Raw genomic sequence first — 13455 nt, 5'->3', positions numbered from 1 at the left:
GCCGAGGTGGCGCACGGACGCAACGGTGGTGTCAGGGGGCGCGGTCGGGAACGCGCCTGGCCTCGCGCAGCTGTTCGATGGTCGGCGGCGCGGGATCGACCTCCAGTCCATTCATCCGCGCCATCTCCGCTACGCGGCCCCGGGACTCGTCGAGCGTCGGCACCTGCATCGCCCGGCGGTCCTGGTCGCTGACGGCACCGTCGGCGACCGGATACAGGAACATGCCGGCCGGAGTGCTCTGGAACTGGGTTCCGTACCATTGCGGCTGCAGCTGGGTGGTCATGATGCGGTCCCAGGAGGCCGCCACCAGCCAGCGATACCTCGCCTCGTCCGGCTCCAGCGACATCGCGACCGTCGCCAGCGCATGCGCAAGCCGGATGTCCTCCAGGCCTTGGCCGTGCTGGTAGACCATCGCCGCGTGGTAGTAGTCGACGGCGGCCTTGACTTCGCCCGCGCGCAGCAACTGCATCACGCGTTCGCGGCGCGCCCGATCCTCGACCGCGAGCGTCTTCCAGTCGATCGCCGCCGGCTCGGACCGTGCAGCCTGGTCGGCCTCGTGGATCGCAGCCAGCTCGGGATGCACCGCAAATGCCGGCCCGGCGAAACAGAACGCGAGGACCGACAGCAGGGTGGCGGCGTGCCTGTGATTCATCTTCGTCGCGGCCTCAGGTGATGTCGGCCTGCGAATCGGCCTGCAGTTCGTAGCGCGAGGGGCGCGGGTTGAGGTGGCCGCAGGACTTGCAGGTGCGCAGCACGTCGTCGCGGTAGAAGCGCTCGAACACGCGGAAGAAGTCCTGCTCGATGTCCTCGAGGTGGAAATACTCCTCGTACACCTTCGCGTTGCAGCGTTCGCAGAACCACAGCAGGCCGTCGTCCTCGTGCGCCAGCCGCCGGCGTTCGATCACCAGGCCCACCGAGCCCTCGGCGCGCTGCGGCGAGTGCGCGACCCGCGGCGGCAGCAGGAAGGTCTCGCCGGCGCGGATCGGGATGTCGCGCACTTTCCCTTCTTCCTGGATGCGCAGCACCATCTCGCCCTCGAGCTGGTAGAACCACTCCGGGCCTTCCTCCCAGTGGTAGTCGGTGCGGGCATTGGGGCCGCCCACGATCATCACGATGAACTCGCCGTCGTACAGGCACTTGTTGCCCACCGGCGGCTTCAGCAGGTGGCGGTTGTCCTCGATCCACTGCTGGAAGTCGAGCGGGGCGGCGATCATGGCGAGGTCCTCAGGGCGGCGATGCACTTGAGCTCGATCGCGATCGGCGTGGGCAGCGCGTCGATGCCGAACGTGGTGCGGCAGGGCGCGGTGGCGGGGTCCGGGAAGTGCTCGGCCCAGACCGCGTTGTAGCCGGCGAAGTCGCCGGCCATGTCGGTGAGGTAGACGGTCACGTCGAGCAGGTCCTCCCAGCGGGCGCCGCCGGCCTCGAGCACCGCGCGCACGTTGGCGAACACGGCGCGCGCCTGCGCGGCGATGTCGTGCGCGACCACCCGTCCGTCCGCGTCGAGCACGTTGCCCGGGACGGCATCGGTCGCCGGATCGCGCGGGCCGATGCCCGAGAGGAACAGCAGGTCGCCGTGGCGGCGCGCGTGCGGGTAGCGGCCGACGGGCGTCGGCGCGTTGCCCGCCTGTACGCCCGCCACGCCGGTCACCGGTCTTCCCGGTCGACCCGTATCCGCGCCAGGGCCGGCGCGTACTGGTCGGCGAGCGCCTGCTCGCTGTCGATGTCGAGCCCGAGGTCGTGCACCCGGCCGTCGCGCAGGGTGTAGACCCAGCCGTACACGTGCACGTTCTGCCCGCGCGACCAGGCATCGCGCACGATCGTGGTCTCGCACACGTTGGACACCTGCTCGAGCACGTTGAGCTCGCACAGGCGGTCGTGGCGCAGGCGCTCGTCGGGGATCTCCCCCAGCACCGGGTCGTGCTTGTTGGCCACGTCCTTGACGTGCCGGATCCAGTTGTCGGCCAGGCCCACGCGCATGCCCTTGAGCGCGGCCAGCACGCCGCCGCAGCCGTAGTGGCCGACCACCAGGATGTGCTCGACCTTGAGCACGTCGACCGCGAACTGGATCACCGACAGGCAGTTGAGGTCGGTGTGCACCACCACGTTGGCGATGTTGCGGTGGACGAACACCTCCCCCGGCGCCATGTCGACGATCTGGTTGGCGGGCACGCGCGAATCCGAGCAGCCGATCCACAGGAACTTCGGCGTCTGGATCTCCGAGAGCCGGCTGAAGAAGGTCGGGTCCTCCGCCTCGATCCGGGCGGCCCAGGCTTCGTTCTTCTCCAGCAGTTCCTGCAGTCGGCTCATCGCGGTCTCCGTGGAAGGGTCCGGGCCATTATCGCAAAGCGATGGCCACGTTCCTGGGCTCGGTGAAGAAGCGCATCGCCTCCATGCCGCCCTCGCGCCCCAGGCCGGAGCGGCCGGTGCCGCCGAACGGCGTGCGCAGGTCGCGCAGCATCCAGGCGTTGATCCACACGATGCCCACGCGCAGCGCGGCGGCCAGCCGGTGGGCGCGGTCGAGGTCGCGGGTCCAGACCGAGGCCGAGAGGCCGTACTCCACCGCATTGGCCAGGCGCAGGGCGTCGGTCTCGTCGTCGAAGGCCTGCAGCGTGGCGACCGGCCCGAAGATCTCCTCGCGGTTGCTGGCGCATTCGGGGCCCAGCCCGTCGATCACCGTGGGCGCGACGAACCAGCCGGGACGGTCGAGCGCCTCCCCGCCGCACAGCACGCGACCGCCCTCGTCGCGGGCGCGCGCCAGGGCCGCGACCACCTTGTCGAAATGCGCCTGCGAGACCAGCGGGCCGAACTGGGTGTCCGGATCGACCGGGTCGCCGATGCGCAGCGCGCGCACGCGCGCCACGAAGGCCTCGGTGAAGGCGGACAGGATCGAGCGCTCGACCAGGATGCGCGAGCCGCACAGGCAGATCTGGCCGCTATTCTGGAACGCCGAGCGTACGAGGGTGTCGAGCTGGTCCTGCCAGTCGCTGTCGGCGAACACCAGGGTCGCGTTCTTGCCGCCGAGTTCCAGCGAGACCTTCTTCAGCTGCGGCGCGGCGAGCGACGCGATGCGCGTGCCGACCGCGGTGCTGCCGGTGAAGGACACCGCGCGCACCCGGGGATGGGCGACCAGCGCCTCGCCGGCGTCCGCGCCGCGGCCGTGGACGATGTTGAGCACGCCCGCCGGCAGGCCGATCTCCTGCGCCAGTTCGGCCAGCATGGTGGCCGTCAGCGGCGTGACCTCCGACGGCTTGGCCACCACCGTGTTGCCGGCGGCCAGCGCCGGCGCGATCTTCCAGGTCAGCAGGTACAGCGGCAGGTTCCAGGGCGAGATCGCGGCCACCACGCCCAGCGGCTGGCGCAGGGTGTAGTTCAGCCCCGCCTGGCCGTGGTGGGATTCGCTGGCGAACTGGGTGGCGGCGTGGGCGAAGAAGCGCAGGTTGGCGATCGCGCGCGGGATCTCGATCTCGCGCGCCAGCCGGATCGGCTTGCCGGCATCGCGCGATTCGGCCTCGGCGAACAGTTCGGCTTTCGCCTCCAGCGCATCGGCCAGGCGCTCGAGCCAGCGCGCACGCGCATCGTTGGGCAGGGCCGACCAGGACGGGAACGCGGCGTCCGCCGCGGCCACCGCCGCCTCCACGTCCGTGCGATCGCCTGCAGCCGCCCGCGCCAGCGGGCGTCCGTTGGCCGGCTCGGCCACCTCCAGCCACTGGCCGTCGGCGGCGTCGCGGAACGCGCCTTCGATGAAATGCCGGCAGTGCTTCATGGCGCCAGCTTAACGCCGCCCGCGTGCGCGCCGCGTCAGCCGGGCTGGCAGGCCGGGCAGGCGTACATCCGGCGCCCGGCCAGCGTCTCGCGCACGATCGGGGTGCCGCAGCGCGGGCAGGGCAGTCCTTCGCGGTCGAACACCTGGAAGCGGAAGCCGTCGGGGGTGTCGGTGAGGTAGTCGCCGCGCATGCCGCGCGCCGGCTCGATGCCGCGGGTGCGGTAGCTGCGGCGCGGCACCTCCAGCAGCGCCCGGGCCAGGCGCCTGCGCTGGGCGGCGTCGAGGTCGGCCGGGCGCAGGCGCGGCGAGAGTTTCGCCTCGAACAGCACCTCGGCGCGCAGGTAGTTGCCCATGCCGGCGAGGAAGGCCTGGTCGAGCAGCAGGGCGTCGAGCCGGCGCGTGGCGAAGCGCGGATCGCGCAGGCGCCGCGACACGGCGGCGGCATCCAGCGCGGGATCGAGTACGTCCGGGCCGAGCTTGCACAGGAATGGATGGCGGGCGAGATCGGCATCGCGCCACATCGCCACGTCGGAGGCCGAGTAGAGCAGGATCGCCCGCTCCGCCGTCTCCAGCGCCACCCGCAGCGAGCGCGTGGTGTCGGGCCGCTCGCCCGCGGCCGCCACCTGCCACACGCCGTAGAGCTGGTTGTGGCTGTACAGCGTCCAGCCGTGGTCGAAGCGGGTCAGCAGCGCCTTGCCGTGCGGGGCGATGGACAGGATCCGGCGGCCGCGCAGGCCGCGCTCGAAGCGCTTGAGCGCCGGGAACGCGAACCAGGCCGAGACCAGCGGCTCGCCGACCACGGCCTCGGCGAGGCGATCGGCGGCGCGGCGGATCTCGGGGCCTTCGGGCATCGGGCGTCAGATCGACTGCATGCGCCCGCCGTCCACCGCCAGCGAGACGCCGTTGACGTAGGCCGCGGCCGGCGAACACAGGAAGGCGATCACGCCGGCGGGCTCCTCCGCACGGGCGAAACGGCCCACCGGCACGCTGGCCAGCATCGTCGCCACCAACTCCTCGCGCGACCTGCCGCTGGCGGCGGTGCGGTCGCGCAGGATCTGCTCGATGCGCGCGGTCTCGGTATACCCCGGCAGCACGTTGTTCACGGTGATCCCGTGCGGACCGAGTTCGCGCGAGAGCGTCTTGGCCCAGCCGGCGACCGCGCCGCGGACGGTGTTGGACACGCCCAGCCCCGCGATCGGCTCGTATACCGAAGTCGAGACCACGTTGACGATCCGCCCCCAGCCCGCGGCGCGCATGCCCGGCACGACGGCCTGCACCAGCGCGTGGCCGGCGAGCAGGTGCTGGCCGAAGGCGGCGACGAAGGCGGCCTCGTCCGCGGCGAACACCGGCCCGCCCGGCGGCCCCCCGGAGTTGTTGACCAGGATGTGCACCGGCGCCTTCGCCACCAGCGCGTCCAGCGTGTCGCGCAGCGACTCGCGATCGAGCAGGTCGGCCGCGAGCGCGCGATGGCGCTGCGCGTCGCGGCGCGGCAGGGCCGCGACCACCTCCTCGAGCGCCTGCGCCCGGCGCGCGAGGACGGTGACGTCGGCGCCAAGCGCCGCGAGTTCGTGCGCCGCCGCGCGGCCGATGCCTTCGGAGGCGCCGCAGACCAGGGCGTGGCGGCCGGTGAGATCGAGATCCATCGCGTCCTCCGCGTCAGTCCAGCCGCTCGCGCATCAGCGCCGCGACCGCCCGCGCATCCGCTGCGTCGCTGCCGGACAGCGCCTGCGCCACGGCCACGCGGTTCGCGACCGGGTGGTTCTGGTTGAGCTTGAACTTCAGTTCGACGTGCGCGGGCTCGAAGCGGAAGCCGACGATGCCGCGCAGCTGGCGGCGGTGGTCGTCGCGGCCGGGTTCGAAGCGCCAGGCCTGGCCGACGCTGGCCTCGAACCGGTCGCTCAGGCGCGACACAAGGTCGGCCAGCGCGTCCTCGTCCGCGAACGGATGCAGCGTGCCCGACAGGTGCGCGACGGCGTAGTTCCAGGTCGGCACCCGCGCCGCGGCCTCCTTGTCCGGATACCACGACGGCGAGACGTAGGCGTGCGGGCCGTGCACGATCATCAGCGCCGGGCCGCTGTGCTGCGCCTGCGGGTTCGGCTTCGCCCAGTGGCCTTCCACCAGCACGTGCCCGCCGTCGCGCCGGTACAGCACGGGCAGGTGGCTGGCGAACGGCGCACCGTCGGCGCCGGTGGTGACCAGGGTGACGAAGGGATCGGCCGCGACCAGCGCGTCGAGATGGGCCAGGTCGGTCTCGGCGAAGGCGCGCGGGGTGTACACGGCGCGGGCGGGTCAGGCCCGCGCGCCGAGCGACTGCACCATGCGCGCGCGCAGCACGTCCTCGCTGCCGGCATCCGGCGGCGCCAGTTCGGCCAGCGAAAAGCCGCGTGCCAGGGCGTCGTCCTCGTCCATGCCCTCGAACGCCACGAAGTCGGCGTCCATCAGCATGGCGCGCGCGGTGTCCTCGCTGTCGTAGACCAGGGTGGCGCCGTCGCTGTCGAACACCTCGGCGGTGCCGGCCTCGCGCACGCGCAGCCGCGCCCAGACGATGGTGCGGCCGAGCGAGGCCAGCCACCATTCCTCGCGCACGTGGCGGGTCGTATCGGCGCTCATCGCAGCGCCACCGACCACAGCCACAGCAGCGCCGACATGCCCAGCGCCCCCAGGATCACCCAGCCCGACACCATCGCCGGCGTCGCCAGCCCGGTGAACTGGGCATCAGGCACCGCGCGGTAGCGGCCGCCCAGCAGCCAGCCCAGCGCGCCGGGGCTCAGGAACGCGCCCTCGCCGAGCGTGGCGCGCACGTCCGGATGGCGGTCGCGCAGGTGCACCAGCGCCAGCGGCCAGAAGATCACGAACGCGGTCAGCCCGCCGATGGCGATGCCCACGAAGCACAGGGCCAGGAACAGGACCATCAGTACTCCGCGTTGCCCGGCGCGCGCGGGTAGGGGATGGCGTCGCGGATGTTCGACAGCCCGCAGACGTACACGATCAGCCGCTCGAAGCCCAGGCCGAAGCCGGCGTGCGGGACGGTGCCGTAGCGGCGGAAGTCGCGGTACCAGGCGTAGTGCTCGCGGTCCAGGCCGAACTGGTCCATGCGCGCGTCGAGCACGTCCAGACGCTCCTCGCGCTGGCTGCCGCCGATGATCTCGCCGATGCCCGGCGCCAGCACGTCCATCGCCGCGACCGTCTTGCCGTCGTCGTTCAGGCGCATGTAGAACGCCTTGATGTGCTCGGGGTAGTTGGTCACCACCACCGGGCGGCCGACGTGCTGTTCGGTCAGCCAGCGCTCGTGCTCGGTCTGCAGGTCCAGGCCCCATTCGACCGGGAAGTCGAACTTCTGCCCCGAGTTCTGCAGCAGCGCCACCGCGTCGGTGTATTCGATCCGCTCGAACGGCGCATTGATGAAGCGCTCCAGCCGCGTGATCGCGTCCTTCTGCACGCGCTCGGCGATGAAGGCCATGTCGTCGCCGCGCTCGTCGAGCACCGCGCGGAACAGGTACTTCAGGAATTCCTCGGCCACCCGCGCGTCCTCGGCCAGGTCGGCGAAGGCGATTTCCGGCTCGATCATCCAGAACTCGGCCAGGTGGCGCGTGGTGTTGCTGTTCTCCGCGCGGAACGTCGGCCCGAACGTGTACACCTTGCTCATCGACAGCGCGAAGGCCTCGACGTTGAGCTGGCCCGACACCGACAGGAACACCTCTTTGCCGAAGAAATCGCGCGAGAAGTCGACCTCGCCACGTTCCCCGCGCGGCAGGTTGGCCAGATCCAGCGTCGAGACCCGGAACATCTGCCCGGCGCCTTCGGCGTCGGACGTGGTGATGACCGGGGTGTTGATCCAGCAGTAGCCGTTCTCGTGGAAATACCGGTGCGCCGCCTGCGCCAGGCAGTGGCGGATGCGGGTGACGGCGCCGAACAGGTTGGTGCGCGGGCGCAGGTGCGCCACCTCGCGCAGGAATTCCAGCGAATGCGCCTTGGGCTGGATCGGATAGGTCTCCGGATCCTCCACCCAGCCCACGACCTCGATCGCGTCGGCCTGGATCTCGAAGCTCTGGCCCTGGCCCTGCGAGGGCACCAGGGTGCCGCGCGCGATCACGGCGCAACCGGCGGTCAGGCGCTTCACTTCCGATTCGTAGTTGGCCAGGGTCACCGGCGCCACCACCTGGATGGGCGCGAAGCACGAGCCGTCGCTGACGTTGACGAAGCTCAGCCCGGCCTTGGAATCGCGCCGGGTGCGCACCCAGCCGCGGACCGTGACTTCGCCGCCGGCGGGGATCCTGCCCGCGAGCGCGTGTTCGACGCTGGAAACCGTCATGCCTTGAATCCTGGAGGAGGGACCCGATGTTCGGATGGCACAGTCTAGCGCGGCCCCGCGCGTCCTCATGCCGGTTTCAGCGGCCCCACGATAGAATCCCCGCATGGCCATCCAGCTCACGCCCGCCGCCTTCGACCGCGTCCGCCAGTTCCTCGCGGGCGAGCCCGATGCGCTCGGCCTGCGCTTCGGCGTGCAGCGCACCGGGTGCTCGGGCTGGGGGTACGCGGTGGACCTGGCCCGCGACACCCGCGAGGGCGACCGCGTGAGCGAGCAGGACGGCGTGCGCATCTACGTCGATGCGACCAGCCTGCCGATGGTCGACGGCACCACCATCGACTTCGTCCGCCGGGGCCTGAACCACGAGTTCGTGTTCGCCAACCCCAATGCCGCGGCCGAATGCGGCTGCGGCGAGAGCTTCACCACCGACGCCGACAAGGCCGCCTGAGGGCCGGGGCGCTCGCCCCATGGGGTGGCCGTCTTCCGGGCTGGCTTGCCCGCAAGTCATTGATCCGCCATAATGCGCGGCTCCCTGCGGCCCGGCCGCCGGGAGCCCTTGCTCCACCGCGCCCGTCCGGGCGTCGGGGGGCTGTCCAGGGCGGCCCGCGAGGGCGCCCGATACCCGAAAGGAAAACCGATGCGCCACTATGAAATCGTGTTCCTGGTCCACCCGGACCAGAGCGAGCAGGTGCCGGCCATGATCGAGCGCTACAAGTCGCTCATCGAAGGCGGCGAAGGCAAGATCCACCGGCTCGAGGACTGGGGCCGCCGCCAGCTGGCCTATCCGATCAACAACCTGGTCAAAGCCCACTACGTGCTGTTCAACATCGAGGCCGGCCAGGACGTGCTCAACGAGCTCGTCGAGGGCTTCCGCTTCAACGACGCCGTGCTGCGCCATCTGGTCATGCGCCGCGACGAGGCCGACACCGAGCAGTCGCTGATCATGAAGAACAAGGACGAGAAGGGCGACAAGCCCGAGCGCGGCGACCGCCGCCGCCGTGACGACGAGGAATCCCCGTCGTCCTCCAACGACAAAGACAACGACGGCGACAAGGCCGACAACGCCGAAGCCGCCTGAGGAGCACGCACATGTCCAAGTTCTTCCGCCGCCGCAAGTTCTGCAAGTTCACCGCCGAGGGTGTCAAGGAGATCGACTACAAGGATCTCAATACCCTGCGCCAGAACCTCACCGAGAACGGCAAGATCGTGCCCAGCCGCATCACCGGCACGAAGTCGCGCTACCAGCGCCAGCTGGCGCTCGCGGTCAAGCGCGCGCGTTTCCTCGCGCTGATCCCGTACACCGACAACCACAACGTCTGACCGGTCGCCTCCCGAGGGAGGCGCTTCGCGACGTCCCGCCCGGTCGGGCAGGGCGTCGCGCAAGACGTCGATTCGACCCTATCCGTCCGATTCGGACAGCAACCGTTGCGGCGCGAGGCGTCGCTAACGAATACGGAGACACCCCATGGATCTGATCCTGCTCCAGCGCGTGACCAACCTCGGCAACCTTGGCGACAAGGTCAGCGTGAAGCCGGGCTACGGCCGCAACTTCCTCGTGCCCCAGGGCAAGGCCGTGCCGGCCACCGCCGCCAACCTGGCCGAGTTCGAGGCCAAGCGCGCCGACTACGAGGCCAAGGCCCAGGCGATCGCCGACGAGGCGCAGTCGCGCCTGGCGAAGCTGGAAGGCGCGAGCGTGACTATCTACGCCAACGCGTCCACCGAGGGCAAGCTGTACGGCTCGGTCGGCCCGCGCGACATCGCCGAAGCCCTGACCAAGGCCGGCACGCCGGTCAACAAGTCGGAAGTGGTGCTGGGCGAAGGCCCGCTGCGCAACACCGGCGAGTTCGAGATCACCATCCACCTGCACGCCGACGCCGAAGCGACGGTCAAGGTGGTGGTGGAGCCCGAAGCGGCTTGAACCGCCCTCCAGGCCGTACGCGAAGGCGCCTTCCGGGGCGCCTTTCGCGTTTCTGGCTCGCTGAAAGCAGGATGCGGGCTTCGGAACGCGGCTACGACGGTATTGGATGACGTCGCTCCGATCGCGTGGAGTAAGCGTGACGAGCGAGTTCATGAACGAGCCGCTGCGCAAAGCTCGCTGCCGATCGCGGTGCCCGGCCACGTGCTGGTGCGCTGTGGAGGACACGCTTCCCGGATGCGCTTCGCTTATCCGGGCTACGGGCTACGGGCTACGGGCTACGGGCTACGGGCTACGGAGGGCGGACCATGCTTTGCTGGAGTGCGGCCTGTCGATACCAAGCGCTGGACGACTCGATGAGCCGCATCCTGGCGGCGGTGGGTCGCGGCCCAGCGCGCCATGGATGGCGCGCGCCCGAGTCAGGGCAGGAGCCCTGACCGAGGGAAGAGCGGCGTGCCGCCGGCAGGATGTGGCGTCCGTCCGAAGTCGGCGCGCCTGGGCGAGACGACCGGCTCGTTGCAGTCGGCAGAGCCGGGGTCTCGCTGGCGCGGACGATCTCGCCTGCTGCGACGCAACGACGATAGAAGTGTTATCCACAGCTTGTTCCGTCGCGACTCCACAGCCGCCGCCGCTACGATGACCGCTTCAGAACAACAACAGGACCGCTTCCAAGGTCCGCCGCCGGGAGTCACCCCGCTGATGTCCGCACGCCCCGGCTTCCGTCAGGAAGCCCGTCAAGACAGCCGTATCGAACAGTTGCGCATTCCGCCGCAGTCGGTGGAAGCCGAACAGGCCGTCCTCGGCGGGCTGATGCTCGCGCCCGAGGCGTTCGACCGCATCGCCGACCTGCTGGCCGACGTCGATTTCTACCGTCGCGACCACCAGCTGATCTATCGCGCGATCCGCGAACTGGCCGAGAAGAACAAGCCGTTCGACGCCGTCACCCTGGGCGAGTGGTTCGAATCGCAGGGCCTGGCCGAACAGGTGGCGGGCGGCGCGTACCTGGTGGAGCTGGCCAGCACCACGCCGTCGGCGGCCAACATCAAGGCCTACGCCGAGATCGTGCGCGACAAGGCGATCCTGCGCCAGCTGATCGAGGTCGGCACCGGCATCGTCAACGACGGCTTCCAGCCCGAAGGCCGCGACAGCAGCGAACTGCTGGCCAAGGCCGAGCAGGAGGTGTTCGCGATCGCCGAACTCGGCGCGCGCGGGCGCCAGGACTTCACCGCCGTCAACGACGCCATGCGCGAGGCGTTCGACATCCTGCAGACGCGCCACGCCAACGGCGGCGGCATCACCGGTATGCCCACCGGCTACACCGAGTTCGACGAGATGACCGCGGGCCTGCAGCCGACCGACCTGCTGATCCTGGCCGCGCGTCCGTCGATGGGCAAGACCACGCTGGCGCTGAACATGGCCGAGTACGCGGCGATGAAGACCAAGAAGGCGGTCGCCGTGTTCTCGATGGAAATGTCGGCCAGCCAGCTGGCGCTGCGCCTGATCTCGTCGGTCGGACGCGTGAACGCGACCCGCCTGCGCACCGGACAGCTCGAGGACGAGGACTGGAGCCGCGTGACCAGCGCGATCCGCCTGATCAAGGACGCGCGCATCTTCATCGACGACACGCCCGCGCTCTCGCCCGACGTGCTGCGCGCCAAGGCGCGCCGGCTCAAGCGCGAGCACGACCTGGGCCTGATCGTGATCGACTATCTGCAGCTGATGCAGGTCCCCGGCAACAGCGAGAACCGCGCCACCGAGATCTCCGAGATCAGCCGCTCGCTCAAGGCACTGGCCAAGGAGCTCAACGTGCCGGTGATCGCGCTGTCGCAGCTCAACCGCTCGCTGGAAACGCGCACCGACAAGCGCCCGGTGATGGCCGACCTGCGCGAATCCGGCGCCATCGAGCAGGACGCGGACGTGATCATCTTCATCTACCGCGACGAGTACTACAACAAGGAAAACTCGCCGGATAAAGGCCTGGCCGAAGTGATCATCGGCAAGCAGCGTAACGGCCCGACCGGCTCGCTCAAGCTCAAGTTCTTCGGCGAGTACACCCGCTTCGACAACCTGGCGCACGACTCGATCGGAAGCTTCGAGTAGCCGGCCGGGCGACGCGGCCGCGGACCCGCCGAGCGACGCTGCGCGCAGGCGACGCGGGTGATCGCCGGGCGGCGGCAGGCGCTGGTCGCGGTCGGGAACGGCGGGGCAGCGCGCCGAGGCCGCCCGGTGCCGAGTCGACGGGCGTGCGGCGGCTAGAATCCGGGTGCGCGGCGGCGCCGCGGACGACTCGACGTCAGGACATGCCAGCTTGAGCACGACCTTCACCCGGCGGCCCACCCGCATCGTGGTCGACCTCGACGCGATCGCCGGCAACCTGCGGGCGATCGGTGCCCATGCGGGCGTGCCGGTCATGCCGATCGTCAAGGCGAACGCCTACGGCCACGGGCTGGTACCGGTGGCGCGGCACCTGCAGGCGCATGGCGCGACCCGATTCGGGGTGGCGTTCGTGGAGGAGGCGATCGCGCTGCGCGAGGCCGGTGTCGGATTGCCCATCCTGGTGCTCGGCGGGATCTTCGGGCCGCAGGTCGAACTGTTCCTGCGCTATGGCCTGGAGATCACGGTGTCGTCGCTGTCCAAGCTGCGCCAGGTCGAGCAGCTCGCGGAGGCGATGGGGCGTCGCGCGGCGATCCACCTCAAGATCGACACCGGCATGGGCCGGATCGGCGTGCAGCACGCCAATGCCGGGCCATTCGTCGAGGCGGCGGCGGGTTCGCGCTGGTGCGAGGTCGTCGGAGTCTATTCACACCTGGCGTGCGCCGACGATCCCGCCTCGCCGATGACCGCGCTGCAGCTCGAACGCTTCCTCGAGGCCTGTGCGCACTTCGACCGCATCGGGGCGCCGATGCCGGCGCGCCACCTCGCCAACTCCGGCGGGATCCTGCACTTCCCGCAGACGCACCTGGACATGGTGCGGCCGGGCATCCTGCTCTACGGCGTGCTGCCCGACGCCGCGGCGCGGGCGGCGGTCGCGGTGCGGCCGGCGCTGTCGCTGGTCTCGCAGGTGGTGTACTTCAAGGTGGTGCGCGCAGGTTCGACGGTCAGCTATGGCGCCACCTGGACTGCGCCGCGCGACACCCGCGTGATCACCGTGCCGATCGGCTACGGCGACGGCTGGCCGCGGGCGCTGTCCTCGCGCGGGCAGGTGCTGGTGCACGGGCGGCGGCATCCCATCGCGGGCCGGGTATGCATGGACCAGTTCATGGTCGACATCGGCGATGCCAGCGCCTTCAACGAGGACGAGGTGGTCCTGGTGGGCGGGCAGGAAGGCGAGGCAATCCGGGTGGAGGAGGTGGCCGTGGACGCGGGAACGATTCCGTACGAGATCCTGGTGCAGCTCAACGAACGCATCCCGCGCGAGTATCGTGTCGGGGCCGCGCCCGGACCGGCCTCGGATTGACGCGGCCTCGA

At 70.4% G+C, this 13455-nt stretch carries 17 protein-coding genes; 6 read left to right on the top strand and 11 right to left on the bottom strand.

Going from position 1 to position 13455, the window contains the following annotated elements; all coding sequences use genetic code 11:
• Positions 1 to 31: 31 nt before the first annotated feature.
• Genes QFW80_RS05090 through asnS form a run of 11 tightly spaced genes read right to left on the bottom strand, consistent with a single transcriptional unit; the run spans position 32 to position 8075 of the window.
• Positions 32 to 652 (bottom strand): hypothetical protein, encoded by a 621-nt coding sequence (locus QFW80_RS05090; RefSeq protein WP_280600282.1) that lies wholly within the window; start codon positions 650 to 652, stop codon positions 32 to 34.
• 13 nt (positions 653 to 665) lie between these two features.
• The gene (locus QFW80_RS05085; protein ID WP_280600280.1) at positions 666 to 1214 is read right to left on the bottom strand and encodes a 3-hydroxyanthranilate 3,4-dioxygenase; all 549 of its coding nucleotides are present in this window, start codon (positions 1212 to 1214) and stop codon (positions 666 to 668) included.
• Positions 1211 to 1648: a RidA family protein gene (locus tag QFW80_RS05080; RefSeq protein ID WP_280600278.1), complete on the bottom strand. Its 438-nt coding sequence runs from the start codon at positions 1646 to 1648 to the stop codon at positions 1211 to 1213. The genes QFW80_RS05085 and QFW80_RS05080 overlap by 4 nt, the downstream gene beginning before the upstream one ends.
• Positions 1645 to 2307 (bottom strand): carbonate dehydratase, encoded by a 663-nt coding sequence (gene can, locus QFW80_RS05075; protein WP_280600276.1) that lies wholly within the window; start codon positions 2305 to 2307, stop codon positions 1645 to 1647. Before can ends, QFW80_RS05080 begins: the two co-directional genes overlap by 4 nt.
• Positions 2308 to 2335: 28 nt before the next feature.
• Entirely contained in the window at positions 2336 to 3763 is a 1428-nt protein-coding gene (locus QFW80_RS05070; RefSeq protein WP_280600275.1) for an aldehyde dehydrogenase, read from the bottom strand.
• Positions 3764 to 3798: 35 nt separating this feature from the next.
• Complete coding sequence (nei, locus tag QFW80_RS05065) at positions 3799 to 4614, bottom strand: endonuclease VIII (RefSeq protein ID WP_280600273.1); 816 nt, start codon at positions 4612 to 4614, stop codon at positions 3799 to 3801.
• A gap of 6 nt (positions 4615 to 4620) precedes the next feature.
• A complete protein-coding gene (locus QFW80_RS05060; protein WP_280600271.1) occupies positions 4621 to 5406 on the bottom strand; it encodes an SDR family oxidoreductase in 786 nt (261 codons plus the stop codon).
• 13 nt (positions 5407 to 5419) lie between these two features.
• Positions 5420 to 6040 carry an FMN-binding negative transcriptional regulator gene (locus QFW80_RS05055; protein WP_280600269.1) on the bottom strand — a complete coding sequence of 207 codons (621 nt, stop codon included), beginning with the start codon at positions 6038 to 6040 and terminating at the stop codon, positions 5420 to 5422.
• 12 nt (positions 6041 to 6052) lie between these two features.
• Complete coding sequence (locus tag QFW80_RS05050; RefSeq protein WP_280600268.1) at positions 6053 to 6373, bottom strand: hypothetical protein; 321 nt, start codon at positions 6371 to 6373, stop codon at positions 6053 to 6055.
• Positions 6370 to 6675, bottom strand: a complete 306-nt coding sequence (locus tag QFW80_RS05045; protein WP_280600267.1) for a hypothetical protein — start codon at positions 6673 to 6675, stop codon at positions 6370 to 6372. The genes QFW80_RS05050 and QFW80_RS05045 overlap by 4 nt, the downstream gene beginning before the upstream one ends.
• Positions 6675 to 8075 carry an asparagine--tRNA ligase gene (gene asnS, locus QFW80_RS05040; protein ID WP_280600266.1) on the bottom strand — a complete coding sequence of 467 codons (1401 nt, stop codon included), beginning with the start codon at positions 8073 to 8075 and terminating at the stop codon, positions 6675 to 6677. The genes QFW80_RS05045 and asnS overlap by 1 nt, the downstream gene beginning before the upstream one ends.
• Before the next feature lie 103 nt (positions 8076 to 8178).
• Here asnS and QFW80_RS05035 point away from each other — a divergent pair, with 103 nt between their 5' ends.
• From QFW80_RS05035 to alr, 6 genes are all read left to right on the top strand, one after another.
• On the top strand, positions 8179 to 8520 hold the full coding sequence (locus tag QFW80_RS05035) for a HesB/IscA family protein (RefSeq protein WP_280600265.1): 342 nt from the start codon (positions 8179 to 8181) through the stop codon (positions 8518 to 8520).
• A 189-nt stretch (positions 8521 to 8709) separates the two neighbouring features.
• Positions 8710 to 9150 (top strand): 30S ribosomal protein S6, encoded by a 441-nt coding sequence (rpsF, locus tag QFW80_RS05030; RefSeq protein ID WP_280600264.1) that lies wholly within the window; start codon positions 8710 to 8712, stop codon positions 9148 to 9150.
• 11 nt (positions 9151 to 9161) lie between these two features.
• Positions 9162 to 9392 carry a 30S ribosomal protein S18 gene (rpsR, locus tag QFW80_RS05025; RefSeq protein ID WP_146385085.1) on the top strand — a complete coding sequence of 77 codons (231 nt, stop codon included), beginning with the start codon at positions 9162 to 9164 and terminating at the stop codon, positions 9390 to 9392.
• A gap of 145 nt (positions 9393 to 9537) precedes the next feature.
• On the top strand, positions 9538 to 9990 hold the full coding sequence (rplI, locus tag QFW80_RS05020) for a 50S ribosomal protein L9 (protein ID WP_280600263.1): 453 nt from the start codon (positions 9538 to 9540) through the stop codon (positions 9988 to 9990).
• Positions 9991 to 10686: 696 nt separating this feature from the next.
• Positions 10687 to 12087 (top strand): replicative DNA helicase, encoded by a 1401-nt coding sequence (locus tag QFW80_RS05015; RefSeq protein WP_280600262.1) that lies wholly within the window; start codon positions 10687 to 10689, stop codon positions 12085 to 12087.
• Positions 12088 to 12295: 208 nt separating this feature from the next.
• Complete coding sequence (gene alr / locus QFW80_RS05010; protein ID WP_280600261.1) at positions 12296 to 13444, top strand: alanine racemase; 1149 nt, start codon at positions 12296 to 12298, stop codon at positions 13442 to 13444.
• The last annotated feature ends 11 nt before the right edge of the window (positions 13445 to 13455 follow it).

This window comes from Luteimonas rhizosphaericola, assembly GCF_029888045.1.
Lineage (GTDB): Bacteria > Pseudomonadota > Gammaproteobacteria > Xanthomonadales > Xanthomonadaceae > Luteimonas > Luteimonas rhizosphaericola.
The sequence above is the reverse complement of the archived record's forward strand: the minus strand, read 5'-3'. Positions and strand labels throughout refer to the sequence as shown.